Here is a 24642-nt window from a genome sequence, read left to right as displayed (position 1 = left end):
CGCTGTTCAGCCGGCACGCTTGCCGGCAAACGTCCGGTGATTGTCCAGCCAGTACCGCGCGATGTCGGCGCGCCGCATGAAGATCGCCCCCGGCGTCTTTTGCACGTGCTCGATCACCTCGCGCAGGCCGGACGCCCGGTTCGGCTGACCCATCCAGCGCGCGTGCACGCAGATGTTGAGCATCCGTCCGCCCGTCTCTTCTGCCTCCCACAGCATGTAGTCGATGGCCGAGCGGCAATCCTCGGCGAAGTCGCGCGGATTGCTGTAACCCGGCGCGATGAGGAAGCGGCTGTCGTTGAGCGTCTTGGAATAGGGCACGACGAGGATTTTCTCCTCACCATGGTCGACGAAATAGGGCAGCTCGTCGTTGCAGGGATCGGAGTGGTAGAGAAAGCCGCCCTCGCGCACCAGCAGATCGCGGGTGTTGACGCTTGGAAACGAGCGGCAGTTCCAGCCGAGCGGCCGCCGGCCAAGCACCTTCTCGTAAAGCGCGATCGCTTCGTGCAACTGCCGCTCCTCTTCCTCGCGCGGCATGCCGGGATAATCGGTCCAGCGCAGCCCGTGACCGAGCAGGTCGTGGCCGCGCGCATTCATCCACTCGGCGACGGCGGGATTCTTCTCCAGCGCCACCGCGCAGGCCGACACCGTGATCGGCACATCGTAGCGGTCGAACAGCCGAGCCAACCGCCAGATGCCGGCGCGGCTGCCATATTCGAAATGCGTTTCGGTGCCGAGGTCGCGATGCGGTGAAAGGCCGGGGTTGTTGTATTCGCCCCAATTGTCGTTGCGGCCGTCATCGAGCCAGTTGTACTCCGACCCTTCTTCGTAGTTCAGCACGAGATTGATCGCGACTTTCGCGCCGCCCGGCCAGGTGACATAGGGCGGGGTCGGTCCATAGCCGACGAAGTCGCGCGGCTGGACCGGTTGTGAGGCAGCGCTTGTCATGGCAATCCCTCTCACTTCGTCTCGTTGGCCGAAATCCAGTCCATATAGGCGTGGAACGCCTCCTTGCCCGGGCGCGGTCGCCATGCCGTATCGCGCATGATCCTCGCAATGTCGTAGGCGCCCCACATGCCGCCTTTCAGCGACACGTCCTGTACGATATTGGCGTCTTCTCCGGGCGTCACCTCAACCTTCAGCGCCGGAACGCGCTCCTTTGCCCAGGCGATGATCTCGCCGATGGTCTGGCTGGAGCCGGAGCCGATATTGTAGTGGCGGTAATTGAGGCGCGGCGCATCGAGCAGCGCGAGGATCGCGGCAGCGACATCGGTCGAGGCAAGATAGTCGCCCACCGGCTCCAGACTGTTCGGCCGGATCGTTTCGCCGGCCAGGGCCATGTGCGCAACACGGTTGGGGACATGGCGGAAGTTGCGGCTCTCGGTCGCGCGATCCATCGGGCCGTAGACGGAAGCAAGCCGGACCGAAACCGCCGACAGGCCGAACAGGTCGGCATAGCGGTTGGTCACCATCTCGGAGGCGAATTTTGAGATGCCGTAAAGCGTCAACGGCGCGACGTAGCCGTCCTCCGGCAGCGGCTCGCCGCTCCAGTCGGGGCCATTGTGTCGATAGATGGCTCCCGAGCTGACATAGATGAAGCGCTTCACGTTGGCCTGCGCGCGTGCCCATTCGAGCATGCGCACTGTGCCCATGAGATTGACATCGACGATGCGAGCCGGGTCCTCGGCCTCCGGCTGGCGCTTGGCCTCCGAGGCGCTGCCGCGCGAAATCGGTGTGATCGTCGCGCCATGTACGATCGCGGTGATGTGCTCGTTGTCGAGTGCGGCGGACCACCCCGCCGGGTCGAGGATATCCGCGCTGATCACTTTGAGCCGGTCGCGCACCGGAGCGAAATGCCTTTCGGCCGCGGCGTCGAGGCCGGCGCGATCCAGGATGACGGCGCGCGCGGCAGGGTCGCGGTCCAGCCAGGCACGCGCCACCACACTCATGACGAAGCCGGTGCCGCCTGTGACGAGAAGGGTCATGTCTTGAAGCCTCCTATGCTGGAATGGATTCAACGCACCGCATAGCCGCCATCCACCAGGAGGTCGGTGCCGGTGACGAAGGAAGCGTCGGACGAAAGCAGAAAGGCGCAGGCGGCTGCGATCTCTTCGGGCTCGGCAATTCGTCCGAGCAGATGCGCAGGCCCTAGACCCTTGTCGGCCGCCTCCAGACTGGGCCAGCGCTGCAGCAGGCGCGCGGTCGCGACCGCTCCCGGTGACAGGCTGTTCACCCGGATGTTCTGATCCGCATGGTCGACGGCCATGGCCTTCGCCAGATGCACAAGCCCCGCCTTCGCCGCGCAATAGGCCACCGCCTTGCCGACGGCGACGCGCGCGAATTGCGAGCCGATGAAGACGATCGACCCGCCGCCGCTCGATGCCATCAGCGGCACGGCGAATTTGGAGATCAGGAACGCGCCGGTCAGGCTGACGTCGAGTTCCAGCCGCCACTTGTCCACTCCAAGGTCGGCGACGGTGCCGTCGGTCGAGGGAGCCGCGGCGTTGTGGACCAGACCGTCCAGCCGGCCGAATGCTTGAGCTGTCGCGTCGACAGCATCTTGGACCGAGTCCGGATCGGTGACATCACAGTCGACAGCCAGAGCATTCGGCCCAAGGCTGGCGGCAAGCGCCTTCGTCGATGCCGTGTCCCGATCCGAGCAGGCGACACGGGCTCCCTCGTCGGCGCAGCGGCGCGCGATCGCCGCGCCGATGCCGCTCGCGGCGCCCGTGATCAGAACGAACTTGCCATCCAGACGGTGGGGAAGGGCGCTGTTCACGGCTCGCCTCCGCACGGCTGCGCAACCGCTACACTGGCCGGGCGCCGCCGCAGATTGATGCAAGCCGCAACCGCCACCAGAATGCCGCCTGTGCCGAGCACGAACAGCATGGCCTGCGGCGCGGTACGCTCCATCAGTCCGGCGGCGAGACCCGGCGTCAGGATGTTGCCGACCGAATAGAGCAGAAGCAGCGTCCCCGAAGCGGCCACCATGTGCCGGCTGTGCATGCGCGAATTGGCGAAGGCTATGGCCACAGGATAGACCGTGAGCGCGGTTGCTCCATAGAGGAAGAACAGCAGGAAGAGCAGCGGCAGCGGCCCGCTGCCCAGCCAGGCGATAGAGGCGCATAGCGACACGGAAAGCAGTCCCTGGACAAGCAGCATGATGCGCCTGTCGAACCGGTCGGACAGCCATCCGATAGGCGTCTGCGCCAGCATGCCGGCAATGCTGACGGTCGTCACCAGGCCGACAGTGGCGGCGGCGGACAGTCCGATCTTGGCGCCGTAGATTGGCGTCAGCACGAAGATGTTCATGTTGGTGATGCCTGCCTGGAAGATGCTGACCACCGTTACCGGAGCGAGACGCAGCAACTGGATGACGCCGTAGCGTTCGTCATGCGCCGGGATATCGGCCAGGGACGGCTCGGTTTGCTCGGCGGGCAGGGCAGGCCAAGGCCTGGAGACAAACCGTGCAAGCGCCGACAAGAGCACCGTCGCCGCGCTGACGGCGAACAAATGCGGGGAATGCGCGCCGACGATCTCCAGCAGCAGCTGTCCGAACAGCACCGCGACCGCCGTCGTCAGCATGTAGATGGAAAACAGCCTGCCGCGATTGTGCTGGTCGGCATAGAGGTTGATCCAGCTTTCGCAGACAACGAACATCGCCGCCATGGCAAGGCCGCCGAGCAGTCGGAAGCAGAGCCATGCCGGCATGAAATCGGTGAGCGCGAACCCCGCGGCGGCGAGGCTTGCAAGCACGGTTATGGCGAAGAAGGCGCGCTCATGGCCGACGCGCGACACCAGCGGACGCGCGACGAGGCAGCCGATGAGAAATCCGACCGGGTAAGCGGTCAGCACCAATTGCACTTCGGAGGGGTCGATTCCCGGCGCGCTCAATGCCAGCGAGACCGCGGTGGTCAGCATGGCGCTGCCGGTGCCGGCCAGGCAGATGCGCGCCATGATCGACAGGATGGCGCGCGACCGTTCGGCCTGACGCCAGAGGCGGCCCAGTGAAGCTGGCCTCGTCATGAACGGTCGCTCGCCTCGTCCGGATGCCTGGGACTCTCCAGCGCTTCCGCCGGAATGTGGCAGGCGATCTCGTGCGTGGCGGACATCCTGCGGATCGGTGGCGGTTCCCTGTCGCAGATCGAACCCAGCTTGCGATGGCAGCGGCTGGCAAAGCGGCAGCCGCGCGGGACATCGACGGGGCTCGGCGTGTCGCCGGTCAGCGTGATGCGGTTGCGCTCTGCCCCTTCCGGTTTGGTGCTGCGGATCGCCGAGATCAGCGCCTCGGTGTACGGATGGGTCGCACCGCCGAAGATCTCCTCGACGGTGCCTTTTTCCATCACCTTGCCGAGATACATCACCACGACCTTGTCGGCGACGTGGCGCACCAGCGCCAGGTCATGGCTGATGAACAGCATCGTCGCATGCCGGGTCTTCTGGATGTCGAGCAGCAGCGTCACCACGGCCGCCTGCACGGAGACATCCAGCGCCGACACAGGCTCGTCGGCGACGATCAGCGACGGATCGGAGGCGAAGGCGCGGGCGATGGCGATGCGCTGCTTCTGCCCGCCGGACAACTGGCTCGGCCGGCGGGCGGCGAAGTCCGGCGAAAGCCGGACCATCTCCAGCAGCTCGCGCATGCGCTGGTCGATGGCCGCCTTGCCCTTGCGGATGCCGAACTTCTTCAGCGAGCGACGGATCGAGAAGCCGGCGCTGTGCGACGGATTGAGCGTCGAATCCGGATTCTGGAACACCATCTGGATCGATTGCAGCAGGGGCTTCGGCCGCGCGCTCGCTTCGATCGCGGCGATGTTTTCGCCAGCCATGCGGATTTCGCCCGAAGTGGCGCGGTCGAGGCCGGTGACGATACGCGCCAGGGTCGACTTGCCGCAGCCGGATTCGCCGACCAGCGCGACGATCTCGGCCTTGCCGGCCTCGAAGGATACGGCCTCATTGGCCTTCAGCGTCTTGTGGTAACCGAGGTGATAGAACTTGGTGATGTCGGAGAAAGTGATCTCGGCTGCCGGTGCCGCACTCTCGCCGGATAGCGGCGGAAGCTCCCGATGAGCCACCTCGAGTTCGGGCCAGCGCACGCAGCGCACAACATGCCGCTCGCCGACCGGTTCCAACGTCATGCCAGCCCGGTCGCACAGGCCGGCGCGGAAACCGGCGCAGCGCGGACCAAACAGGCAGCCGCGCGGCCGCTCCGACGGCAGCGGGATATTGCCCGGAATGGCGGCAAGCGTGCGGCTGTGCTTGCCCTGCCGGATATCGGGAATGCAGTCGATCAGCCCTTGCGTGTAGGGATGGCGTGGCCGGCCGAACAGCTCGCGCGTCGGCGCCTCCTCGACCAGCTCGCCGGAATACATGATGCCGACCCGGTCGCAGCTTTCGGCGATCAGGCCGAGATTGTGCGAGATGAACAGCAGGCTGGTTCCATAGCGACGGCGCAGCTCGCCGATCAGATCGATCACCGCCGACTCCACCGTCACGTCGAGACCGGTGGTCGGCTCGTCGAGCAGGAGCAGCGACGGCCGCCCAAGCAGCGCCATGGCGATGACGACGCGCTGCTGCTGGCCGCCCGAAAGCTGGTGCGGATAGCGCTTCAGCATGTCGCCGGCATCGGGCAGGCGCACGTCTTTCAGCATGGCGGCTGCCATGTCGAGCGCCTCGACGCGACTTGCGCCGAGATGAAGCATCGGCACCTCGGCAAGCTGCGCGCCGATCGTTTTGACCGGATTGAGCGCGCTCATCGGGTCCTGGTAGACCATGGCGATGCGCCGTCCGCGTATGGCGCGCAACTTATGCGCCGGTGCGTTGACCAGTTCCTCGCCTTCGAAGCGGATGCTGCCGCCGGCGACGACGCCTGTCGCACCGAGATAGCCCATGATCGCCATCGCCGTGGTGCTCTTGCCGCAGCCGGATTCGCCGACCAGCCCGAAGCTTTCGCCGGGCTTCACCTCGAAAGACAGCTTCGGCACCGCAACGATTGTCTCGGCCTTCCCGCGAAACTCGATGCGCAGATCTCGGACAGCGAGGAGCGGCGTCTCGGACGCACGCTCGCCTTGCGTCGAAATCGGCTCGGCGACCATCGTCATGGCTTCCAGGCCTCCCGCAGGCCGTCGGCCAACAGGTTGAAACCCAGAACCAGGCTGACGATGGCGATTGAGGGCAGCACCGACATCAACGGCCAGACGTTGAGCACCGTCGTGCTTTCCTTGACCATGCCGCCCCAGTCCGGGTTGGGCGGCGGCAGGCCAAGGCCAAGGAAGCCGAGAATGCCGATGGTGATGATGGTGTAGCCGATGCGCAGACAGGCATCGACGATCAGCATGCCGCGGCAGTTGGGCAACAGCTCGACAAGCATGATGTATAAAGCACTTTCGGCGCGCAGCCTTGCGGCGGCGATGTATTCCTGCTCCTTCAGGCCGAGTACCAGCCCGCGCGTTATTCGCCCGATTCCTGGCGCCGAGGCGATCGTCGTGGCGATGACGATGTTGATTATCGATGGCCCGATATTGGCGATCAGGATGACGTAGAGGACCAGCACCGGGAAGGCGAGGATGATGTCGGAAAGGCGGCTGATCACGGCATCGATCCAGCCGCCGTAATAGCCGGCGATCATGCCGAGCGTGATGCCGACGATCATGGCGACCGCGACCGAAAGCGGCGCGACGACCAGCACGGTGCGGGCGCCGAAGATCAGGCGAGACAGCTCATCGCGGCCGAGAATGTCGACGCCGAGCCAATGCGCCGCCGATGGCGTCGGGTCGGCTAGCGCCATCACATCCTGCTCGGTCGGAGAATAGAGCGGCAGCACCGGTGCGAGGATCGCCGCAAGCACCCAGAAGCCGACCAGGAACAGCCCGACCAGTGCGGTAGGCGAGCGCAGGATGCGCGCCCATTTCAGGCGTGCCCTGCCCGTTGCCTTGACGGCTGTCGCCTCCATAGCTCTCTGCTCGACCAGTGCGCTCATCGCAATCTTATGCGTGGATCGAGCAGCATGTAACCGAGATCGCCGACGAATTGCGTCGTGACCGCGATGGCGACGGTGATCAGCGTGGCCGCCTCGATGGTCGCGATATCGCCGAAGAGGCTGGCATCGAGCAGCAGCCGACCGAAGCCGGGATAGGCGAAGACGAGTTCGGTCACCACCACGCCGCTGATCAGGAAGTTGATCTGCAGGAGCAGCACCGTGAACGGGGCGATCATCGCGTTTCGCAGGGCATGGCCGATGACGACCTGGCGTGTGCTCATTCCCTTCAGCACCGCGGTGCGGATGAAGGGCTTTTCCATCACCCCGATCATGGACACGCGGATCATGCGCGCGACATAGCCGAAATCATAGATGACGAGCACCGCCACCGGCAGTACGAGCTGCGAGGGAACGGACCAGCCGCCCTCTGTATCGAGCGGGCTGGTGCCCGGCAGCACCGGCCAGAGAATGACGAATAGGGTGACCAGAAACACGCCCGACGCGAATTCCGGGATCGAGGTGAAGGTGATGCAGATCACCGACAGGAGCCGGTCGAGCACGCCGCCTTCCTTCAGGCCGGACAGGATGCCGAAGACGATCGACAGCGGCACGATCAGCAGGAAGGCCAGCCCGGCCAGGATCGCCGTATTGCCGAGCCGGTTCCAGATGACGTCGTTGACGGGCAGCTTGTTCAGTGTCGAATAGCCGAAATTGCCGAAATACTGCGCGCCGCGCGGGTCCTTGAAATTGAGCCCGGTGCTCGGGTCCTGGAGCGGATCCGGAATGATGCCGAGCAGCACGCCCGCCCAGCGCCCGTAGCGCACCAGCAGCGGATCGTCGGCCCTCAGCTTCTTGGTCAGGAAATCGACCTGCTCTTGCGTCGCGAACGGCCCGAGCGATTTGCGCGCGACGCTGCCCGGGGTGAACTCGCAGACGGCGAATACCAGAAACGACGCCGCGACCATGGTGAGCAGCATCATCGCCAGCCGTTTCGCCACGAATATTGCCATCAGCCGGACGTTTCCGTTCTGGGTGCGAGTGGAAAGGAACGCCCGGCCGTTCTGCCGCCGGCCGGGCGCAGCGTGGTCTAGGCGGAGGCGACCGCATAATCCTTGGCGAAGATGTACTGTGATGGATGCAGTTCGAAGCCCTGCACCTTCTTGTCCATGACGGTCGAGAAGATGCGCCAGAACGGCTGCACGATCGGGCCCTCGTCCTGCATGATCAGCTCGATCTTCTCCATCACCTTGCTGCGCTCCTTCGGGTCGAGGATGCCCTCGGCTTGGGTCAGCAGCTTGTCGAATTCGGCGTTCGAGAAATGCGATTCATTCCAGGCGGCATTGGAGCGGTAGGCGAGGCCGAGCGTCATGATGGCGAGCGGGCGGTGGCCCCAGGCGGTCAGGCTGAAGGGCGCGCTGGTCCACACTTCCCAGTACTGCGCGCTCGGCAGCGACTTGATGTTGGCCTTGATGCCGATGTCCTTCAGCTGTTCGGCCATCGCCTGTGTCGTGTTGAGCTCCCAGATCGGGTCGGGTCGTGTCACCAAATCCAATTCGAAACCGTCGGCATGGCCGGCGTCGGCCATCAGCTTCTTCGCCTTCTCGACGTCGCGCGGCCATTTGGGCAGCGCGGCATATTCGGGGTGCGACGGCGCCACATGGTGGTCCTCGGCCGGAGTGCCGGCGCCGAGCAGGACGGTCTGGATGATCTTGTCGCGGTCGAGCGCATGGCGCATGGCCTGGCGCACGCGCTTGTCCTTGAACTGCTCGACATCGGGATGCATGCGCATGACGATGGTTTGCGTCGTCTCGACCTTGTGGACCGAGACATGCGGGAAGGCCTTCATCGAATTGATCTGCACCGCGTCGGCTTCCGACAGGCCATCGACCTGCTTGGACGCCATCGCCGCGATGCCGGCGCCGGGATTGTCGCCGAGGTCGACGAATTCGAACGTGTCGAGATGCGCAGCACCGCCCCAATAATCGGCCCGCGCCTTGTACTTCGCGCCCTTGCCGACCGTGTATTCGACCATCTCGAACGGACCGGTGCCGTTGGCGCTCGGGCCGAAGGCGCCGTTGTCCTTCGGATCGAGGATGAACATCGGATAGTGGAAGAGATGTTCGGCGACCGCGATCTGCGGCGAGAACAGGTTCAGCCGCACCGTGCTGTCGTCGACCTTCTCGATCGCCTTGTCGGACCAGAGCCGGCTCGACTTCTTCGGATTGCCCTTGTCGTCCTTTTCGCCGGTATCGTACTCCTCGACGAGATAGCCGGTGAACAGGCCGAGCACCGAGGAGCCGACTTTGGGATCGCTGACACGCTTCAGGTTCCAGACCACGTCGTCGGCATTAAGCGCCCTGCCGTCACGCCATTTCACATCCTTGCGGATGTGCAGCGTCCAGGTCTTCAGGTCATCGCTGACGTCCCACTTCTCCAAGAGATAGGGGTGAGTGATGTTGTTGCGGTCGGTAAAGGTCAAATATTCGCAGACCTGGCGGATGACGTTGGATTTTTCGGCGAAGTCGGCCAGATGCGGATCCTTGATCTCCATGCAGCGCATGCCGATGCGCAAATTGCCGCCTTTCGGCAGGTCGCCGGCACGCGCTTGCGTCGCCGGGTCGATGATGCCGGCCATGGCATAGGCCGCGCCGGCCGAAAGCCCGAGCAGCGTCGACTTGCGCAAGAAGTCCCTGCGGCTGATCTCGCCCTCGTTAAGCTGATCGAGCAGTGTCGGAATATAGGGATGCGATGTCTTGTCCAAGGTCTCAACCTCCGAGTTGTCGCGATGCGCGTGCCGGACAGGGCGCTTCGGCGCTGTCTTTTCGACTGGTGCGGAACCGGTTTTGAAGGCCGCGGCGCGACCGCGCCGCCGGACCGTCAAGACGCATGGACGACGAGAGGCATGCCGGTCTGACCGGTCTGTCTCCGCGCTCGGAATGCAGGTCCATGGCGGGTGGCTCCCATTGGTGGCGCCGCTGGTCGCGGCTGCTCAATTCCCCGCCAAAAGCTACACCCGGCCTCTATGCCTACAAACGAAGATTGATGTGGCTATGACCTCGTTTTTTTTGCTCTTAACTGCCCCGAAAAGCAGCAGCCAGCCCCAATAGCAGGCTTTACAGTCGTTTCCCGAGCTTTCTACATTGCCGGCGTTCGAAAAAGTGGGGTCATGTTGTCGGCACAAGAGCCAGCACGAACCCCTGTTGTTATCCGGCCCGTCGCCCGGCCGTCCGGCTCCGGCACACAGCCACAAGGAACACGTAAATGCGGACCCATGCCCAGGCTGTTGTGATCGGCGGCGGCCTGATCGGATGCTCGATCCTCTATCATCTGACCAAGCACGGCTGGAGCGATGTCGTGCTGTTCGAGCGCGACGAGCTCACCTCGGGCTCGACCTGGCATGCTGCGGCCAACATTCACGGCTTGCACGACTCGACCAATATCAGCCGCCTGCAGCATTACACCATGGCGCTCTACAAGGAGCTCGAGAAGGAGACCGGTCAGGGCTGCGGCATTTTCCAGCCGGGATCGCTTTATCTCGCCCAGACCGAGGCGCGTGAACATCAGCTCCGGCTGCAGGAAGCCAAGGCGCGCCGCTACAAGATGAACTTCTACGAGGTCGACCGGTTGGAGGCCGAGCGGCTGCACCCGCTCGTCGATTTCGACGGTATACGCTGCATCATGTACGAACCCGAAGGCGGCAATGTCGATCCTTCGGGCGTGACGGCCGCCTACGCGGCCGGCGCGCGCCAGCGCGGCGCCGAGATCCACCGCTTCACCGCGGTGACCGGAACGGAGCAGCAGCCGGACGGCAGCTGGATCGTGCGCACCACCAAGGGCGACGTCCGCACGCAATGGGTGGTGAACGCCGCCGGTCTGTGGGCGCGTGAGGTCGGCGCCATGGCCGGATTGGCCCTGCCGCTCATCCCGACCGAGCACCAGTATTTCGTCACCGAGACCATCCCAGAGATCGCCTCGATAGGCCGGCGCCTGCCTTCGGTCGCCGACCGCGATGGCGAATATTACCTGCGCCAGGAGGGCCTCGGCCTGTTGATCGGCGCCTATGAGCGGGCGATGAAATTCTGGGCCGAGGACGGCACGCCCCAGGATTTCGGCCACGAGCTGTTCCCGGACGATCTGGAACGCATCGAGGAGAACATGATGCGCGCCATCGCCCGCGTGCCGGCGGTCGGCGCAGCCGGCGTCAAGAGGGTGATCAACGGACCGATGATCTGGTCGCCGGACAGCGCCGCGCTGTTCGGCCCGGTTCCGGAGCTGCGCAACTATTTCTGCTGCGCCGGCATCATTCCGGGCTTTTCGCAATCCGGCGGCCTCGGGCGCCTAGCGGCCGAGTGGATGATCGAGGGCGAGCCGACGCTCGACATGTTCGGCTGGGATCTCGCCCGCTTCGGCCACTGGGCGGGCAAGGCATTCATCAAGGCGCGCGTGCAGGACCAGTACAGCCACCGCTTCAAGATCCATTTCCCGAACGAGGAGCGCGCTGCGGGCCGGCCTGTGCGCACACGGCCGGCCTATTCCATGCAGAAGGAAAACGGCGCGGTGTTCGGCCTGAACTTCGGCTGGGAGCATCCGCTGTGGTTCTCGATCGACGGTGAGCCGCGCGAGGAGACGATCGGCTTCACCAGGCAGAACTGGTGGCACCCCGTCGGCCGCGAGGCGCGCATGCTGCGCGACCATGTCGGCATCATCGACATCTCCAACTTCGCCAAATACGAGGTGAAGGGGCCGGGCGCCGAGGCCTGGCTGAACGCGCTTTTCGCCAACAAGATTCCGTCGCGGGTCGGACGATCCTGCCTGACGCCGCTGATCGGCAGGCGCGGCGGCATCGCCGGCGACTTCACCGTCACCAAGCTGGCGGAGGACGAGTATCGCGTCTTCGGCTCCGGCATGGCGGAGCGCTATCATCAGCGTTTCTTCAAGATGCTGCCCTTGCCGGAGGGCACGACGTTCCGTTCGCTCACCGAGAACATGTGCGGCTTCAACGTCGCCGGGCCGAAGTCGCGCGCGGTGCTGCAACGCTTGACAAATGACGATTTGACGACGGCGTCGTTCCCCTTCATGGCCTCGCGCCGCATCACCGTTGCCGGCCTCGATGTCATTGCGCTGCGCGTCTCCTTCACCGGCGATCTCGGCTGGGAGCTCTATTGCGAGGAGAAGGACCAGACCGCTCTTTACAACGCCCTGCTCGACGCGGCGCGTCAGGAAGGCGGCGGGCCGGTCGGCTCGCGCGCGCTGATGTCGCTAAGGGTCGAGAAGGGCTATGGCAGCTGGGGCCGCGAATACTCGCCCGAATACTGGCCGCAGGAGGTCAAGTTCGACCGCCTGATCAAGATGGATAAGGGCGACTTCCTCAACCGCGACGCCTATGCCGCGCTGGCATCGCAGCCGGCCCGCGACGAGCTGATCATGATCTCGATCGAGGCGAAGGATGCCGACGCCACCGGCGGCGAGCCGATCTTCCTTCCCGATGGCACGCCGGTCGGCCAGGTCACGTCTGGCGCCTACGGCTATCATGTCGGCATGTCGCTGGCGCTCGGCTATGTGAAGGCCGGCTCGGTGAAATCGGGCGATGCCGTCACCGTCGCGATCCTCGGCCGGCCGCATAATGCCGTGTTGCTCGACAGGCCGCCCTTCGATCCCGATGGCAAGCGGCTGAGGGCCTGACCGGTGCTTGCCTGCCCGGTGACCCGCAACAGCACAGCGGCGTGAGCGGCACGAATGGCGCGGCGCTCGCATCAGCTGGTCGTAAAAGGCGGTAGGGTCGCTTTGGATGACGGTTGGCGGGATTGCGACGTCGGCATCGATGACGGCCGCATTGCCGCGATCGATTCAGGCCTGCAAGGTGGGCAAACCATTGACGCCGCGGGCCTGTGGGTGATGCCTGGCGGCATCGATGCCCACTGCCATCTCGACCAGCCTGTTTGGGGCGGGGCCGGTAACGCCGACGATTTTGAATCGGGCTCCATCTCGGCCGCATTCGGCGGTACGACCTGCATCGTGCCCTTCGGCATGCCGGGTCCAAATATGACCACGGTGGATGCGCTCGAACGGGCGATGGGCTGCGCGGCCGGCCGTTCCATCATCGACTACGGCCTCCATGCGGTGGTGACGATGGGGACCGGCGCCAACGTTGAGGCACAACTTAGCCAATTGGCCGGGCAAGGCATTGCTTCGGTCAAGCTTTTCATGACCTACCAGGGCTTCGCGGTCGACGACGACCTGTTCTTCACCGTGCTCGATACGGCGAGGAAGCTCGGCTGGATCGTCATGGTTCATGCCGAGAACGATGCCGCCATTCGGCGCACGCGGCAGCGGCTGATCGAGCTTGGCCGCACCGAGATGCGCTATCACGCCGTGGCGCACAGCGAGATCATGGAGCGCGAGGCGACCCATAGGGCTCTGGCGCTGGCGGAGATGACCGGCGCCCGCATGACCATCGTCCACGTGTCGTCGCAACAGTCCGCCGAGGAGGTCGCGCGGGCGCGTCAGCGCGGCGTCGACGTCGCGGCCGAAACCTGCCCGCAATACCTCTTCCTCGGTGCCGCGGACCTCGACCGCCCAGGCAGGGACGCTGCCCGCTTCGTCTTTTCGCCGCCGCCGCGCACGCCGCATAGCCGCGAGCATCTCTGGCGGCTGCTGGCGGAGGGTGGCCTCGACCTCTGGTCGTCCGATCATTCGCCCTATTATTTCGCCGACAAGATCGGCAAGGCGCCGGAGCCAGGGTTCACCACGACATTGAGCGGTATTCCGGGCCTGGAAACCAGGCTGCCGCTGCTGTTTTCCGAAGGGCTGCTGACGGGGCGCCTTTCGCTGCAGCGATATCTGGATCTGACCTCGCGCAATGCCGCTGCGATCTACGGTCTCGGCCACCGCAAGGGTCGCATCGCCCCCGGCCTAGACGCGGATCTCGCGCTCTGGGACCCGGCACGCAAGTGGACCATCAGCCACGAAATGCTGCACTCGCGCGTCGACTTTTCGCCTTACGAAGGCATGGCGGTGACGGGCAAGCCGATCACCGTGCTGCTGCGTGGTGAGCCGCTGATCGCGGGCGAAAAGCTGCAGGCGCAAGCTGGTTTCGGCGGCTTCGTCGCGCGCCGTCCCTCCGATCCGGCAAAGGCCGGCACGGCTGTGGAGGACACCACGCCATGGCTCGACCCCTGATTAGGCGACTTGGAATATCGGGCCTGGCAGAACGTCGGACTTACAGCTTGGGTCGCAAGGTCCGAAATGTGACCGAGTAGCGGTGTTCTGCGAGCGGCGGAATGCTGTGCTCCCATTCGTTGCGCGCCGGACCGGCCATGAGATAGGCGGATCTCGGCTCGACCTCGATCACCTGCCGGTCCCATGTCGCGCCGTTCCTGCGGCGCAGCCGGAAACTGCAGGATGCCAGCAGGGAGACGCCTGCGACGAGCTCGAAATGGGGCTTGTCGCGATGCCAGCCGATGCCCGCGCCAGGCCGGTATTCGTTGATCAGCACCTGCGAGAATTCCGACGCGGGCCGACCGGCGAAGACGGCGACCTTGTCGCGAAGCGGCAGCAGGAAGTCGGGTATGGCCGGTGCTTCCACGACCTCGCGGCGGTCGTAGTCGTAACGCAGCCCGAAGCCGATAACCTGCCTGTTGGCAAGATGGCCATGGAAGTCGAAGGGCTTGAACGGCAGGCCTTCGATGCAGCGGACCAACGCGCTTTCTTCGTTACGCGTGATCAGCTCCGGCCGGTAGCGGAATCCTTCCGGCAGGCTGTTCGGGATACCGAAAAGATCTCCTTGGCGGACTTGCGCCGTGGCGCTCGATTTCGTTGACGGCATGAACCTCAGATAGGCAATTCGGCGGGTCTCGCAAGGCCCTGATCCGTCGGCAGCCGGTGCGACGGAACCCATTGACAGCTACGGGAATTACGCATTGGCCAACGGGGCGCTCGTCATGCCTTCTACCGCCATCCGGAACATCTATTACGACCCGGCGACGAAGATCCTTTCGGTATGGTTCGTCCCGAGCGGCGACCGCTATGACTATGAGCAGGTTGAGGCCGAGACCTACGCGGCATTCAAGGCTGCTCGGTCCAAGGGCCGGTTCTTCAACGAGTTCCTGCGCGACCGATACAGCTTCCATCTGGTCGCGCACGGACCGCGGCATTGAACCAAAGCCCGCTCCCATGCCCTGCTCGAAACCACCCCTCCTGTCGTTGGGCAGGGCCTGTTAGCCTTATTGCTGAGCTACGGTTCGAACTGGAGAATTGGTATCTACCGGTGTGACTTTCGATCGGTTGGTGCGAGCTTGCGCAGCGCCGGTGCGCACCGCCGAGTGGCAGTCAACCTCACTTGCGCGGAACGTTCCTCTGCTGTCCCGGCGTGCTCTGCTCCGACTTCGGTTCGATGCTGTCACAGTCTCGTGAGCTTCCGGGCCTTCGCCTGCAAAATTCGGAACAATGCCCCCGTTGAGAGGTTAGCGCCCCATAGCCAGCCCCGATGACAGCCAGCCTGGGAGCGAGCCATGTCCCGAATTTCCGCGCCAAGCACGACCGGCCTCAGCCGGCGAAGCTTCATGACAGCTACTGTCTCAGCCGCCGCGGCGGCGCCCTTGCTCAGCTCCCCAACGAGAGCGGAAAAACCGGCCGCGACCCGTTCCGGCTTGAGGGAAACGGTCGCGGTATCGTTGCGCATCAACAAGCAGCCTTACGAGCTTTCGCTGGATGCCAGGACCAGCCTGCTTGACGCCCTGCGGGACCATGTCGGCCTTACCGGCACGAAAAAAGGTTGCGACCACGGGCAGTGCGGCGCCTGCACCGTTCTGGTGGACGGAAAGCGCGTGCTCTCCTGCTTGAGCTTCGCCGTGATGAACGACGGCAAGGAGGTGACGACCGTCGAAGGGCTTGCCTCGAGCGACGGCAAGCTGCATCCGATGCAGCAGGCCTTCATCGACCACGACGCGTTCCAGTGCGGCTACTGCACGCCGGGTCAGATCATGTCGGCCATCGGCTGCGTCAACGAAGGCCACGCCAACTCCGAGGACGACATCCGCGAATATATGAGCGGCAATATCTGCCGCTGTGCGGCCTACCCGAACATCGTCGCCGCGGTCGTCCAGGCGCGCGATCAGGCGAGAGGAACCTGACGATGCGCCCCTTCATCTATGAACGGCCGACAGATGTCTCCGCCGCGGTCGCCATCGCATCCCGCTTTACCACCGAGGACGACCATCCGACACGGGCGAACGCGCAGTTCATCGCAGGCGGCACCAATCTTGCCGACTATATGAAACTTGGGGTGGCGGCGCCCAACCGGTTGCTGGACCTCAACCGTCTTGAAGAGCCGGCGCTCAGGCAAATCCGAGTTACCGACGACGGCGTGCGCTTCGGCGCCCTGGTGCGGATGGGCGAGGCTGCCGACCATGGCGAAGTCAAACGCCGCTATCCCGTCATTGCCGATAGTTTGCGACTGGCGGCAAGCGGCCAGATCCGCAACATGGCGAGCCTGGCCGGCAACATGCTGCAGCGAACGCGCTGCGAATATTTCCGCGAGCCCTCCTGGGCCTGCAACAAGCGGGTGCCGGGTTCGGGCTGCGCGGCGATGGAAGGCTTCAACCGCCAGCACGCGGTGCTGGGCGCCAGCGATGCCTGCATTGCCACCTACCACGGCGACTTTGCCCAGGCTCTGATTGCGCTCGATGCCGTTATTCGAGCCGAGGGGTCTCGCGGAGCGCGCGAAATTCCCTTTGCCAGGCTGCATCGGCTGCCCCGCGACACGCCGCATATCGAGACGGATCTGGCGGCGGACGAGATCATCACCGCCATCGAGGTGCCTGCCTTACCGTGGGCCCGGCGCTCGCGCTACCTGAAGATCCGCGACCGCGAGTCTTATGCCTTTGCGCTGGCCTCGGCGGCCGTTGCGCTCGACCTCGACGGCGACAGCGTCCGCGAGGCAAGGATTGCGCTCGGCGGGCTGGCGACGGTGCCGTGGCGCGCCGGCGAGGCCGAAGCGGCCCTGCAGGGCAAGAAGCTCGACGAGGCATCGGCAGGTGCGGCGGCGGACGCTGCCTTTGCCGGTGCCGAACCGCGCCAGCACAATGCGTTCAAGGTCGAGCTCGGCAAGCGGACGCTGGTGCGCGCGCTGCTCGAAACGCGAGACATGAAGGTGTGACCATGGACCCAGCCGCTCCGAAGCCCAAGGAGAACATGGGCGAACCGCTGCCGCGCGTCGATGCGCGGCTGAAAGTCACCGGGCAAGCCGCCTATCCGGCAGACCTGCCGACGGCAAACCTAGCCTATGGCGCGCTGGCCACCAGCAGCATCGCCAAGGGCAGGGTGACGAAGCTTCACCTGGACGATGCCCGTTCCGTGCCCGGCCTTCTCGACATCGTCACTTATGGCGACATGGACAAGGTCGAGAAGCCGAAATTCGGCAACGCCGGCGCGACCTCGATCGGACCGCTGCATGACAGGACGATTTTCCACGACGGCCAGATCATCGCCTTGGCCGTTGCCGAGACATTCGAGGCGGCGGAGGAGGCGGCCCAGTTGATCCGCGCCGATTACGAGGAAGAGAAGCCGTCCGCGAGTTTCGATAGTCCCGGCACCAAAACCATTCCCGCCGCCGGCAAGAGTCCGCTGTTCAAGGAGGATGTGAAAGCAGGCGATTTCGACGCCGCCTATGCAGCCGCGGCGGTCAGGATCGACGCTCGGTATTCAACGCCCACCCAGCACCACAACCCGATCGAGCTGTTCTCCACGACGGCATTTTGGCAGGGCGATCAGCTCATCGTCCACGAGCCGTCCCAGAACGTCACCGGCTGGAAGGCCGAACTTGCGAGAGAATTGAAAATCGATCCGCCCAATGTGCGCATCGTCAGTCCCTTCATCGGCGGCGCCTTCGGCTCCAAAGGACCGATGACGCCGCGCACCGCCATCGTCGCAGTAGCCGCAAAGCGTCTCGGGCGTCCCGTGCGCTGTGTGACGAGCCGCATGCAGGCTTTCGGCACACAGACTTACCGGGCCGAAACCCGGCACCGCATCCGGATCGGCGCCGGCAAGGACGGCCGCATCACCGCTTTCGCGCATGAAGGATGGGAGGTGACATCGCGCCCTGATCCCTATGTTGTCGGCGGCACCTCGGCGACCGGCCGCATGTATGACTACGGCTCGGTGCTGACGCATGTGTCGCTGGTCCAGGCAGATCGCAACACGCCGGGCTACATGCGTTCGCCGCCCGAGACACCTTACGTCTACGCGCTGGAAAACGCGATGGACGAGATGGCGGTGGCGCTTGGCATGGACCCGGTCGAGTTCCGCCGCATCAATGAGCCGAAGGCGGAACCGATCGGCAAGAAGCCCTTCTCCAGCCGCTCGCTGATCCAATGCTATGAACAGGCGGCCAATGCCTTCGGCTGGGCGAAGCGAGACCCCAAGGTCGGCGCGATGCGCGACGGCGACTGGCTGATCGGCATGGGCTGCGCCACCGCCATCTACCCCACCGCGGTGGCACCATGCGCGGCGCGCGTGCGCCTGACGTCGGATGGCGATGTGCGGGTGCAATGCGGCTCGCATGAGATCGGCACCGGCGTCCGGACAGTGGCCGCCCAGATGGCCTCGGAACGTCTTGGCGTTCCGATCGACAAGGTGACCGTCGAAATGGGCGACAGCAGCCTGCCTCCGGCCCCGGTCTCAGGTGGTTCGATTTCCACCGCAAGCGTCTGCTCGGCGGTTCTGAAGGCTTGCGATGCCATCCGGGCGAAGCTCTCCGCCGGAGCCACGGCCGAAGGCGGCCCGCTTGCCGGCTCACATAACGAGGAACTGGACCTTGACGGCGGCAAGATTGCGGCCAGGGGCGGAGCGTCCGCGAAGATCGAGGACGTCTTCAAGGCGATGCAAATTGGCGCGATCGAGGAATATGCCGAGTTTGCCCCGAAAGGCGCGACGCCTGAGGCAGTGAAGAAACTCTATGCCGGTCAGTCGGAATTCCATGGCGGCGATCAGGACGAGGACTCGGTGAAATACGCCTTCGGCGCGGAGTTCGTCGAAGTTCGCATCAACAGCTATACTCGGGAAATCCGTGTGCCGCGCATCGTCGGCGCTTTCGCGGCCGGCCGCATCATGAACACGCGCACCGCGCGCAGCCAGCTGATGGGCGGCATGATCTGGGGCATCGGCCAGGCGCTGCATGAAGCGACCGAGGTCGACAGGCGCTATGCCCGCTACGTCAACCGCGACCTGCAGGATTACCTCGTGCCGGTCAACGCCGACACCAGGGACCTGCAGGTGATCCTGGTCCCGGAGGTAGACCACGCCGTCAATCCGGCCGGCGTCAAAGGCTTGGGCGAACTCGGCAATGTCGGCACCGCCGCCGCCGTTGCCAGCGCGGTCTACCACGCGACGGGCAAGCGCATCCGCGATCTGCCGATCAGGATCGACCAGCTTATCGCTTGACGATACCGGCGAGCGGCAGCGCGCCGCGATCTGCTCATCAATCCGCTGATTGCCGAGCCGCCCGTGCAATGCGAGCACCCCCCCGCGTTGCGACGGCGGATAGCTTCCGACCATAATCCGTCGAATTTTCCCTACCCGCTTGCCAGCGAGCGCCCCGCTTCGGTTTCGGCGAAGCAAAGGACAGAAAAAGACTTCTTTTTGCGATCCGGCCCGGATGCTCTCTTGCCGACCCTAGAACACGCGGAGGCTCGCCTGGGAGGCGACGCATAACGAGAGCGGCTCGAAATGTCCGCCCTTCTGTGGCTCGATCGCGCGTCTGCGTCATTTTGGCGAGGTGCAAGGTTGCGAGCGCGGAGTCTGGCAGCTATGTCGGGCCGGACATTCCCGGCGAGAAGGCAGAACCGATGAACGTCCTTTCCACGTCCAAATCGCACGGCGGCATCCAGGGCGTCTATTCGCACGCGTCGGAAGTCTGCGCTTGCGACATGACCTTTGCCGTCTTCGTGCCACCCCAGGCGAAGGACGGGCCTTTGCCGGTTTTGTGGTATCTCTCGGGGCTCACCTGCACCCATGCCAATGTCATGGACAAGGGCGAATACCGGCGCCTGGCGGCCGAGCTTGGACTCGTCGTCGTCTGCCCCGACACCAGCCCGCGCGGTCCGGACGTTCCCGATGAGAAGGACAATTGGCAGTTCGGTTGCGGCGCCGGCTTCTATGTCGATGCCACGCAAGCGCCCTACGCGAAGAACTATCGCATGTACTCCTACGTCACCGAGGAGTTGCCGGCGCTTATTGAGGCCAAATTCCCGGTCGACATTTCGCGCCAGTCGATCTTCGGCCATTCGATGGGCGGGCACGGCGCGCTGACCATCGCACTGAAGAACCCGGGGCGCTTCCGCAGCTGCTCGGCCTTCGCGCCGATCGTGCAGCCTACGACGGCGGGCTGGTCGCGGCCGGCGCTGGAAAAATATCTGGGATCAGACGAAAAGAGCTGGCGCGCCTGTGACGCCACGCTGCTCATCGAGGACGGCCATCGTTACGGCGAACTGCTCGTCGACCAGGGCAGCGCCGACGGCTTCCTCCAGGATGGTCTTCGTCCCTGGCTGCTCGAAGAGGCGTGCAAAAAAACCGGCATCGCGCTGACGCTGCGCATGCAGGAGGGCTACGATCATTCCTACAATTTCATCTCGACCTTCATGGACGATCATTTGAAGTGGCACGCCGCGCGGCTGGCATAGGCAGCGCAAACGCCCGGCAGCCCTGAACCTGAAGTTGGATGGCCGCGACGCAATCCGGCGATCCAACGCGTCTTCTCATTGCGGTGAATAGGTCTCTGGAGTAATTTAGTACTTGGTTGGATGAGACGCATGCCCGCTGTCGTTATGCATGCGGTCTGCTCTGGTCCCGGCAGATTGTGAACTCTTTAACAGACCTCGGCGCCGCAAGCTGCGTTCCTGTGGCCGACAGGTCATAGCAGTTAAGGATTTGCCATGCTGCGATGCTGCGCGTTCCTTGCAGCCCTGGTTCTCGTGAGCTTCACGGCCTTCGAAGCTCATGCGGAGCGCAGGGTCGCCTTTGTGATCGGCAATTCCGAATACCGCGACATCCCGGCTCTCAAGAACCCGGACAAGGATGCCGAGGATGTGTCGAACACATTCCGCCTTGCCGGCTTCGACGTGTTCGTCGCCAAGGATCTCACCAAGCTTCGGTTCGAGGAGCAGTTCCGCAACTATCTCGCCGCGGCGGACGGTGCCGATCTCGCCGTCGTCTACTATTCGGGCCACGGTTTTCAGATCGGCGGCGAGAATTTCCTCATCCCGGTCGATGCCTCGCTCAAGGCCGCGGCCGACATCGAGGTCCAGGCGATCAAGCTCGACGACGTGCTGGAACAGCTGCGGGCGAAATCGAAAATCCAGGTGATCATCCTCGATGCCTGCCGCAACAATCCGTTCCCGCGCAAGGACTATTGGTTGCGGGACCAGCTGATTGCCGCGGGCGGCACCGGACTTGCGCAGGTGAAGAGCTCGCTGAACACGCTGATTGCCTTCGCCACCGAGCCGGGAGCCGTCGCCTATGACGGAGCGAGCGATCTCAGTCCCTTCTCGTCCGCCTTCTCGCGCCGGGCGCTGGCGCCCAACCAGGAGATCCGCACGGTGATGGCGGCGGTTCGCCGCGACGTGGTCAAAGCCACGGATGGCAAGCAGGTTCCTTGGGAGAATTCGTCGCTGATCGACGAGGTGGTGCTGATGCGCCGCGCCAGTCGACCGGCACTGCCGCCGGTGCTGGAAAAGGTCGTGCCGTCGGGCGTCGGACCGGTGGCGCTTGACCTGCCGGAGCCGGTCGATGTCGACGGCGGCGCGGTCACCGTCAGCATCGAAAGGCCGCCGGCGCTTGGACGCCTGACGCTGGACGGCAAGCCTGTCGCTATCGGCCAGCCGATTGCGGGCAATGATCTGCCGCGCCTTAAGATGGACGTGCCGAAAGGATCCGGCGCGCAGGAAGAGGTCGACATGCTGGCCTATGCCACGCATGACAATTGGGGCGGTCAATCCCAAGGTATCCTGGTGTTTCGGGTCAAGAACGGGAACGCCGCCGAAGGGCAGCAGCTCATGGCTTCGCTCGAGGCCGAGCAGGAGCAGCAGGTGCTGGAGCGCGGCATTCACATCACCGGCGCCGCCGAGGCGATCGAGAACCGTGACGTAAGCGTCCCGGTCGGTGTCGGCCCGGTGCCGCTGAAGCTCATTTTCCCGACCAAGGATCCCGCCGTCAGCGTGAAGCTTGCAAGCTATCCGGCAACGGGAACGCTGTCGCTGCCGGACCGGACCTTGTCTCCGGATTCAAGCCTGATGGCCGATGAAGTCGACCACTTGCGCTACGAGCCCCAGATCGGCGCCGTCAAGCCGCTGAGCGTCGGCTTCGAAATAAGGGCCGACAACACGCCGTCGAAGCCGGCGACGATGAAGCTGTCGCCAAGCGTCGACGCCTGTGACAGGGAGGCCGGCGAGCCGCTCGACCTGCAGGGCGTCGTCCCCGGCCTGCTGCCGAACGAAATCAGCAGCAACGCCGTGGATGTCTGCCGGGCAGCGGTGAAAGCCTATCCCGACATCGCCCGCTTCCGCTACCAGCTCGGGCGTGCGCTGCTTGTTGTCGGCAAGGTCGAGGAGGCCAAGAAGGCCATCCAGGAAGCTGCCGACAGCGGGCATGTCCGGGCGGTGTTCGAGCTCGGGTACCTTAACGCCACGGGAACGGGAATGCCCGTCAATCGCAAGCAGGCCAATACCTACTATGCCGCGGCGTCCGACAAGGGCGATCCCTATGGGATGACCTCGTGGGGTCGCGCCCTGTTCAATGGCTATGGCGTCGATCGTGATACCACCAAGGGCCTGGACCTTCTACTCAAAGCGGCGGCCATGGGGCACACCTATGCCATGAACGACCTCGCCGCAATTTTTACGGAAGGTCGTAACGGCGTGCCTGCCGATCCGGCTCGCGCCGTGGCCTTCCTCAAAGCGGGTGTCGAACGGCAGGACATGTATTCGATGAACCTGCTCGGCAGAAATTATCTCGCCGGCACTGGGGTTGAGAAGGATCCCAAGAGCGCGCTCGAACTCTTCCAGAAATCCATTGATCTCGGCCAACCCTACGCTCCCGGCAGCTTGGCGCGCATGTACAGGGACGGGGTTGGGGTGGAACAGAACCTGGACGAAGCACAAAGGCTTTTTGAACTCGGCACGATGCGTGGTGACCAGTCTGGCGCGTACGATCGCGCTGCTCTCGAACTGCAGAAGGGCGAAAGAGCCGACCAAGCCATCGCTGTGCGCTACTTGGCGTTCGCGACCGCGCTGGATGTCCGTAATGAGTTGCCGGATGCCAAGTCGACGCTAGCCAAGTTCGGGACCAAGGCGAAAACGGCGGCACTCAAGCAGTTGCGCGGGGAACTTAAGACGAAAATCGCAGCAGGCGGTTCACTGGATGACCAACTGGTCAAGGTTGCAAGAGCAGTTTGGGACCAAGCCAATCCGCGTCGGGATTTGTTCTGATCAACAAGGAGGCAATGGTGGGCAGGACATTGAAACGGACAATCATCGGAACGACTTTTTGCGCAGTCTTGACCGCGCTTATGGGCTGCACGTCATTGTTGCCGCCCGAACCGGAGCCGACGCCTGTAGCAGCGAAGCCTCAGGCGAAGGCCGTTCCAACCACGACCGTGCCGAAGGACGTCAGGCCTAAGAAGGTGGCAGCCAAGAAGGTGGTACAACCGGTTGAGGAAGAGACAACGCCTGTAGCTGCACCTACCTTGGGCGGCAGCGGCGGTGGAGGCGGTGGCTGGGGCGGTTGAGAGTTCGACGATAGCACATCCGGCCATTTGATGTGGGCGCCGAAAAAGCTGTCCAGAAGCTGAAGGTCTATGGGCTGAGCTGATTCGGATTTGTTTTCGGGCAGTTCGACTTAACGCGGCGTCGCTTGAATCCGTTTTGACGCGCAGTTCCTTTGCTAAAACGCATCGGCCGGTTGCTGCTGCGCCTCCATCTCCGCCATCTCGATGCCCATTTCGACGAAGGCTGAAAGCACGGTAAACCGGTCCGCGAGCGATACCCGCGCAAGGCCTGCCAGTATCCCCGCGCCGACGGCATGGGCGGTCGGAAATTCGGCTGTCGCCTGATCGATGCCCGAGTCGCCGTCGCGCCAGCCTGCTGCCAAAGCGATCCAGGAAACCGGCGTCGCGGGCGGCACCTCAACGGCCTGGGTCACCGCCTCGCGATGGTCGGGATTGCCGGGTTCGCCGACCCAGTCGCCGACGAGCGCCAGCAATTCGAGATCCTTGTCGCCGAGGAGCTCGGCAAGGTTGCTCAGGCACTCATGCGCCCACCAGATCGCGGGCCGCTCGGGCAGGAGATAGGCGCAGAAGGTGATTGCCTCCTCCGGAACGCGTCCAGCGAGCAGCGCGCGGCAAAACTCGATCGAGGGCTGGTCTGTCGGGACCGCTTTCATGTCCCGGGCAATGGCCGGGCAAGCGCTGAAGAGATCCCGCGCCGTCCTGAACCGGAGCCCCCTCGCCATGGCTGCCACGCCCTTATTAGAAATAGAGATACTGAAGCCCCGGCGGAGGCGCTGGTCAAGCATTAGCTTAGCAAATGACCGGCGCTCGCAGCGTGTGTTTGTTCACAGACAACCGGCGCGAGATTTGCTATCGTCCGTCGCAGCGAGATCCGCTCAAACAGGGAGTA

General features: G+C 64.3%; 18 protein-coding genes. 8 read left to right on the top strand and 10 right to left on the bottom strand.

The window, feature by feature from the left end; all coding sequences use genetic code 11:
• Positions 1–6: 6 nt before the first annotated feature.
• The 8 genes from CK224_RS11695 to CK224_RS11660 all read right to left on the bottom strand — a co-directional run bounded on the left by CK224_RS11695 (position 7) and on the right by CK224_RS11660 (position 9737).
• Entirely contained in the window at positions 7–945 is a 939-nt protein-coding gene (locus CK224_RS11695) for a polysaccharide deacetylase family protein (protein WP_095781856.1), read from the bottom strand.
• An 11-nt stretch (positions 946–956) separates the two neighbouring features.
• The gene (locus CK224_RS11690) at positions 957–1982 is read right to left on the bottom strand and encodes an NAD(P)-dependent oxidoreductase (RefSeq protein ID WP_095781855.1); all 1026 of its coding nucleotides are present in this window, start codon (positions 1980–1982) and stop codon (positions 957–959) included.
• 29 nt (positions 1983–2011) lie between these two features.
• Positions 2012–2776: an SDR family oxidoreductase gene (locus CK224_RS11685; protein WP_095781854.1), complete on the bottom strand. Its 765-nt coding sequence runs from the start codon at positions 2774–2776 to the stop codon at positions 2012–2014.
• On the bottom strand, positions 2773–4023 hold the full coding sequence (locus CK224_RS11680; RefSeq protein ID WP_095781853.1) for an MFS transporter: 1251 nt from the start codon (positions 4021–4023) through the stop codon (positions 2773–2775). Before CK224_RS11680 ends, CK224_RS11685 begins: the two co-directional genes overlap by 4 nt.
• Positions 4020–6098 (bottom strand): ABC transporter ATP-binding protein, encoded by a 2079-nt coding sequence (locus tag CK224_RS11675; RefSeq protein WP_095781852.1) that lies wholly within the window; start codon positions 6096–6098, stop codon positions 4020–4022. The genes CK224_RS11680 and CK224_RS11675 overlap by 4 nt, the downstream gene beginning before the upstream one ends.
• The gene (locus CK224_RS11670) at positions 6095–6976 is read right to left on the bottom strand and encodes an ABC transporter permease (RefSeq protein WP_245425903.1); all 882 of its coding nucleotides are present in this window, start codon (positions 6974–6976) and stop codon (positions 6095–6097) included. The genes CK224_RS11675 and CK224_RS11670 overlap by 4 nt, the downstream gene beginning before the upstream one ends.
• Positions 6973–7986: an ABC transporter permease gene (locus tag CK224_RS11665; protein WP_066989127.1), complete on the bottom strand. Its 1014-nt coding sequence runs from the start codon at positions 7984–7986 to the stop codon at positions 6973–6975. The genes CK224_RS11670 and CK224_RS11665 overlap by 4 nt, the downstream gene beginning before the upstream one ends.
• A 77-nt stretch (positions 7987–8063) precedes the next feature.
• A complete protein-coding gene (locus CK224_RS11660; RefSeq protein WP_066989416.1) occupies positions 8064–9737 on the bottom strand; it encodes an ABC transporter substrate-binding protein in 1674 nt (557 codons plus the stop codon).
• A 500-nt stretch (positions 9738–10237) separates the two neighbouring features.
• Between CK224_RS11660 and CK224_RS11655 the strand changes: the two genes are divergently transcribed.
• Positions 10238–12658 carry an FAD-dependent oxidoreductase gene (locus tag CK224_RS11655; RefSeq protein WP_095781850.1) on the top strand — a complete coding sequence of 807 codons (2421 nt, stop codon included), beginning with the start codon at positions 10238–10240 and terminating at the stop codon, positions 12656–12658.
• 54 nt (positions 12659–12712) lie between these two features.
• On the top strand, positions 12713–14155 hold the full coding sequence (gene hydA / locus CK224_RS11650) for a dihydropyrimidinase (RefSeq protein ID WP_095776325.1): 1443 nt from the start codon (positions 12713–12715) through the stop codon (positions 14153–14155).
• A gap of 40 nt (positions 14156–14195) precedes the next feature.
• On the opposite strand, the gene CK224_RS11645 is transcribed toward hydA, so the two are convergent.
• Positions 14196–14801, bottom strand: coding sequence for an alpha-ketoglutarate-dependent dioxygenase AlkB (locus CK224_RS11645; RefSeq protein WP_095776324.1), 606 nt, complete (start codon positions 14799–14801; stop codon positions 14196–14198).
• Positions 14802–14916: 115 nt separating this feature from the next.
• On the opposite strand from CK224_RS11645, the gene CK224_RS11640 reads away from it, so the two are divergent.
• The 6 genes from CK224_RS11640 to CK224_RS11615 all read left to right on the top strand — a co-directional run bounded on the left by CK224_RS11640 (position 14917) and on the right by CK224_RS11615 (position 23454).
• On the top strand, positions 14917–15132 hold the full coding sequence (locus CK224_RS11640) for a KTSC domain-containing protein (RefSeq protein ID WP_066989414.1): 216 nt from the start codon (positions 14917–14919) through the stop codon (positions 15130–15132).
• Between the two features lie 405 nt (positions 15133–15537).
• Complete coding sequence (locus CK224_RS11635) at positions 15538–16107, top strand: (2Fe-2S)-binding protein (RefSeq protein WP_164750409.1); 570 nt, start codon at positions 15538–15540, stop codon at positions 16105–16107.
• Between the two features lie 2 nt (positions 16108–16109).
• Positions 16110–17132 (top strand): xanthine dehydrogenase family protein subunit M, encoded by a 1023-nt coding sequence (locus tag CK224_RS11630; protein ID WP_095781848.1) that lies wholly within the window; start codon positions 16110–16112, stop codon positions 17130–17132.
• 2 nt (positions 17133–17134) lie between these two features.
• Positions 17135–19414, top strand: coding sequence for a xanthine dehydrogenase family protein molybdopterin-binding subunit (locus CK224_RS11625; protein WP_095781847.1), 2280 nt, complete (start codon positions 17135–17137; stop codon positions 19412–19414).
• Positions 19415–19818: 404 nt separating this feature from the next.
• A complete protein-coding gene (fghA, locus tag CK224_RS11620) occupies positions 19819–20652 on the top strand; it encodes an S-formylglutathione hydrolase (RefSeq protein ID WP_095781846.1) in 834 nt (277 codons plus the stop codon).
• A gap of 252 nt (positions 20653–20904) precedes the next feature.
• A complete protein-coding gene (locus tag CK224_RS11615; RefSeq protein WP_095781845.1) occupies positions 20905–23454 on the top strand; it encodes a caspase family protein in 2550 nt (849 codons plus the stop codon).
• 454 nt (positions 23455–23908) lie between these two features.
• Here CK224_RS11615 and CK224_RS11605 read toward each other — a convergent pair whose 3' ends face one another.
• Complete coding sequence (locus CK224_RS11605) at positions 23909–24538, bottom strand: hypothetical protein (RefSeq protein ID WP_245425901.1); 630 nt, start codon at positions 24536–24538, stop codon at positions 23909–23911.
• Positions 24539–24642: the final 104 nt, after the last annotated feature.

It is taken from the genome of Mesorhizobium sp. WSM3862 (genome assembly GCF_002294985.1).
Lineage (GTDB): Bacteria > Pseudomonadota > Alphaproteobacteria > Rhizobiales > Rhizobiaceae > Mesorhizobium.
The sequence above is the reverse complement of the archived record's forward strand: the minus strand, read 5'-3'. Positions and strand labels throughout refer to the sequence as shown.

Bases quoted from the DNA above. Each gene is read 5' to 3' on its own strand.
- CK224_RS11655 (WP_095781850.1), top strand. From the start codon at position 10,238: ATGCGGACCCATGCCCAGGCTGTTGTGATCGGCGGCGGCCTGATCGGA.
- fghA (WP_095781846.1), top strand. From the start codon at position 19,819: ATGAACGTCCTTTCCACGTCCAAATCGCACGGCGGCATCCAGGGCGTC.
- CK224_RS11605 (WP_245425901.1), bottom strand. From the start codon at position 24,538: ATGCTTGACCAGCGCCTCCGCCGGGGCTTCAGTATCTCTATTTCTAAT.
- CK224_RS11665 (WP_066989127.1), bottom strand. From the start codon at position 7,986: ATGGCAATATTCGTGGCGAAACGGCTGGCGATGATGCTGCTCACCATG.
- CK224_RS11640 (WP_066989414.1), top strand. From the start codon at position 14,917: ATGCCTTCTACCGCCATCCGGAACATCTATTACGACCCGGCGACGAAG.
- CK224_RS11625 (WP_095781847.1), top strand. From the start codon at position 17,135: ATGGACCCAGCCGCTCCGAAGCCCAAGGAGAACATGGGCGAACCGCTG.
- hydA (WP_095776325.1), top strand. From the start codon at position 12,713: ATGGCGCGGCGCTCGCATCAGCTGGTCGTAAAAGGCGGTAGGGTCGCT.
- CK224_RS11645 (WP_095776324.1), bottom strand. From the start codon at position 14,801: ATGCCGTCAACGAAATCGAGCGCCACGGCGCAAGTCCGCCAAGGAGAT.
- CK224_RS11615 (WP_095781845.1), top strand. From the start codon at position 20,905: ATGCTGCGATGCTGCGCGTTCCTTGCAGCCCTGGTTCTCGTGAGCTTC.
- CK224_RS11670 (WP_245425903.1), bottom strand. From the start codon at position 6,976: ATGAGCGCACTGGTCGAGCAGAGAGCTATGGAGGCGACAGCCGTCAAG.
- CK224_RS11635 (WP_164750409.1), top strand. From the start codon at position 15,538: ATGACAGCTACTGTCTCAGCCGCCGCGGCGGCGCCCTTGCTCAGCTCC.
- CK224_RS11630 (WP_095781848.1), top strand. From the start codon at position 16,110: ATGCGCCCCTTCATCTATGAACGGCCGACAGATGTCTCCGCCGCGGTC.
- CK224_RS11680 (WP_095781853.1), bottom strand. From the start codon at position 4,023: ATGACGAGGCCAGCTTCACTGGGCCGCCTCTGGCGTCAGGCCGAACGG.
- CK224_RS11695 (WP_095781856.1), bottom strand. From the start codon at position 945: ATGACAAGCGCTGCCTCACAACCGGTCCAGCCGCGCGACTTCGTCGGC.
- CK224_RS11675 (WP_095781852.1), bottom strand. From the start codon at position 6,098: ATGACGATGGTCGCCGAGCCGATTTCGACGCAAGGCGAGCGTGCGTCC.
- CK224_RS11690 (WP_095781855.1), bottom strand. From the start codon at position 1,982: ATGACCCTTCTCGTCACAGGCGGCACCGGCTTCGTCATGAGTGTGGTG.